Raw genomic sequence first — 3453 nt, forward strand, 5'->3', positions numbered from 1 at the left:
CTGAATTATCAACACAAGAATTGATGGTCATTGAAGATGAGTTATCTCAAGCAGTTGAGACGCTCACACAAGAAATTAATACGGAATCAAACGGACAAAAACGTAAAGCTATACGCTCTCAAAGAAAACCAATCAAATTAGCACGTAAACAAGTCGCTAACTTCATTTTAAGAAAAGAAAAATACAAAACTGATTTTGAAATAACGGGCGCACGAAACAGCTATTCCAAAACAGATACAGACGCGACATTTATGCGAATGAAAGATGACTATATGAGGAATGGTCAACTTAAGGCTGCCTATAATCTTCAAATTGCGACGGAAAATCAATATGTTTTGGACTATGAAGTCTATCCCAATCCGACGAATACTAGAACTTTACCTGACTTTTTAGCGCATTATCAAAATAAATACCAACAACTTCATCAATCCTAAGTGGGCGTCATTTAAATTAAATATCAAGCAATTGCTTTCAGAAAAAGAGACAGGAAAACTCTATGGCAAACGTAAGATTGATATAGAGCCTGCCTTTGCCCATCTGAAGGCTAATTTGGATTTCACTCGATTTTCGGTTAGAGGGAAAGACAAAGTTAGACAAGAGAGTGGTTTAGATTTGATAGCGATTAGTCTCAGAAAACTGATGGTAACCTGTCGGATATAGAAAAAAAGCAGGCTAGAACAATCAAAATTGATTGGATTAGCTTGCTTTTTATTTTAGTGACTGTGGACTTTTGTCCCAGCCTCTTTTTATATGGCTTAATTCGCCACAATATTCACTAATTTATCAGGTACCGCAATCACTTTACGGACTGTTTTACCTGTGATTAAGTCTTTAATAACCTCATTGTCAAGGGCAATTTTTTCCAATTCGTCTTTTGAGGCACCTGTTGGTACCATGACTTTGGCTTTATTCTTGCCTAAAACTTGAAGAACGATTTCGACTTCATCATCTTGAAGTTTACTGTCATCAAATGTTGGCCAAGCGACATAAGAAATGCCTGCTTCATCGGTCAATGTTTGCCATAATTCTTCACCTAAATGCGGTGCGAATGGTGCTAACAACTGAATGAAGCCTTTGGCATAATCAAGTGGCAATTCAGGCAATTTATTCGCAGCATTGACAAAAATCATCAACTGCGAAATCGCCGTGTTAAATTTCAAAGCATCTAAATGCTCAGTCACTAATTTTACCGTCTCATGATAGACACGGTCTAATTTACCATCATTTTCAGTCGTCATCGTTTTTTCCGTGATTAAACGATAAACACGCTCTAGGAATTTATGTGAACCTTCAAGACCTTCTGTTGACCAAGCGATACTTGCATCAAGTGGTCCCATAAACATTTCATAAAGGCGTAACGTATCCGCGCCGTACTGCTCAACGACATCATCCGGATTGATAACATTCTTCAACGATTTCGACATCTTAGCAGGACCTTGCTCGAGTTCTTCACCATTTTCCAGATTATAGAACTTCCCATCACGCGCCTCAACCTTATCAGATGCCACAAGCGCACCACGACCATCGCGATAGCTTGTACCCAAAATCATCCCTTGATTATAAAGTTTTTGGAACGGCTCTTTGGTTGGCACTACGCCAATGTCGTAGAGGAATTTATGCCAGAAACGAGCATAAAGCAAGTGAAGGACGGCATGCTCAGCACCACCGATATAGATATCAACTGGCAACCATTCTTTTAAGCGTTCTGGGTCAGCCAACTGCTCGCTGTTTTTCGGATCGATATAGCGAAGGAAATACCAGCTAGAACCCGCCCATTGTGGCATGGTATTGGTCTCGCGACGCCCTTTCACACCATCTTCACGTGTGACTGACAACCAGTCTGTTAAGTTGGCAAGTGGCGACTCTCCAGTACCTGACGGTTTAATATCACTTGTTTTAGGTAAAACAAGTGGTAAATCTTGTTCTGGTACAGCTGTCGATGTACCATCTTCCCAATGGATAATTGGGATTGGTTCACCCCAGTAACGTTGGCGGCTAAAGAGCCAGTCACGCAAGCGATAGGTCACTTTTTCTTGACCAAAGTTATGATTTTCTAACCACTCGACCATTTTAGCAATGGCTTCTGACTTATCAAGACCATCTAAGAAGTCTGAGTTAATGTGTAAACCGTCTTCTGTATAAGCTTCTTTTGTGACATCACCACCGGCAATAACCGGAATGATTGGTAAATCAAAAGTTGTCGCAAAATCCCAGTCACGTTGGTCATGCGCTGGTACGGCCATGATGGCACCTGTCCCATAGCTTGCAAGGACGTAGTCTGAAATCCAGATTGGGATTTCACGGCCATTGACTGGATTGATGGCATAAGCACCAGTCCAAACGCCTGTTTTTTCTTTGGCAAGGTCTGTTCTCGCCAAGTCAGATTTGAGGCTGGCTTGATGTTGATATTCTTTAACAAACTCAGCTTGACCTGGACTTGCGATTTGGTTGACCAACTCGTGTTCTGGTGCTAAAACAGCATAAGTCGCACCGAAAAGTGTATCAGGGCGTGTCGTAAAGACGGTGAAGTCTTGGTCAAAGCCCTTGATTTTGAAATCAACATTAGCACCGACTGACTTACCAATCCAGTTGCGTTGCATATCTTTAACTGACTCTGGCCAGTCGACATCTTCAAGGTCGTTTAAGAGACGCTCAGCATAGGCTGTGATTTTCAGCATCCATTGGCGCATCGGTTTGCGAACGACTGGATAGCCACCACGCTCTGATGTTCCGTCAGGTAGGACTTCCTCATTTGAGATAGCAGTACCTAGTTCTTCTACCCAGTTAACCGCTACTTCTGCTTCATAGGCTAGGCCTTTTTCATAAAGTTTGGTGAAAATCCACTGTGTCCATTTATAGTAATCTGGATCCGTCGTGTTAATTTCGCGATCCCAGTCATATGAAAAACCAAGGGCATTGATTTGACGTTTGAAGGTCGCGATATTTTTCGCTGTGAACTCGGCAGGATCATTACCTGTATCCATGGCATACTGTTCAGCAGGGAGACCAAAAGCATCCCAGCCCATTGGATGCAAGACATTGTAGCCTTGTGCCCGACGCATACGGCTAAGAATATCCGTCGCCGTATAACCTTCTGGGTGACCGACGTGAAGACCAGCACCACTTGGATAAGGAAACATATCTAAGGCATAGAATTTCGGTTTATTTTTATCAGTCCCTGTTTTGAAGGTCTGATTTTCAGCCCAAAAAGCTTGCCATTTTTTTTCAATTGCTTGATGATTAAAAGTCATAATATTCTTTCTGTTTGTTGGTATTTCTTTATTTTACGATAATTTCATCGTTTTTTCAACTCGCCATCTCAAAAGGCACGACAAACGCATGACTCTCTCTCTCCCAATCTCAAAATAGGAAGCGTGTTTTTAAAAATAACAGCTCTCACATTGAAAACAACTGTGCCAAATAATCTGAAAAAGTCATTGATAACGAAAAACG

Annotated in this window: 2 protein-coding genes and 1 pseudogene; 2 read left to right on the forward strand and 1 reads right to left on the reverse strand. The window is 41.5% G+C overall.

All coding sequences use genetic code 11. The features are described 5' to 3' along the window. Nucleotides 1-170: 170 nt before the first annotated feature. Nucleotides 171-380: pseudogene (locus ACYQ21_RS14890) on the forward strand (IS1182 family transposase); the annotation flags it as partial. A gap of 76 nt (nucleotides 381-456) precedes the next feature. After that, nucleotides 457-660 (forward strand): transposase, encoded by a 204-nt coding sequence (locus ACYQ21_RS14895; RefSeq protein WP_460059410.1) that lies wholly within the window; start codon nucleotides 457-459, stop codon nucleotides 658-660. Between the two features lie 95 nt (nucleotides 661-755). On the opposite strand, the gene leuS is transcribed toward ACYQ21_RS14895, so the two are convergent. Then, a complete protein-coding gene (gene leuS / locus ACYQ21_RS14900; RefSeq protein WP_460059409.1) occupies nucleotides 756-3251 on the reverse strand; it encodes a leucine--tRNA ligase in 2496 nt (831 codons plus the stop codon). Nucleotides 3252-3453: the final 202 nt, after the last annotated feature.

This window comes from Pseudolactococcus yaeyamensis (assembly GCF_054658615.1).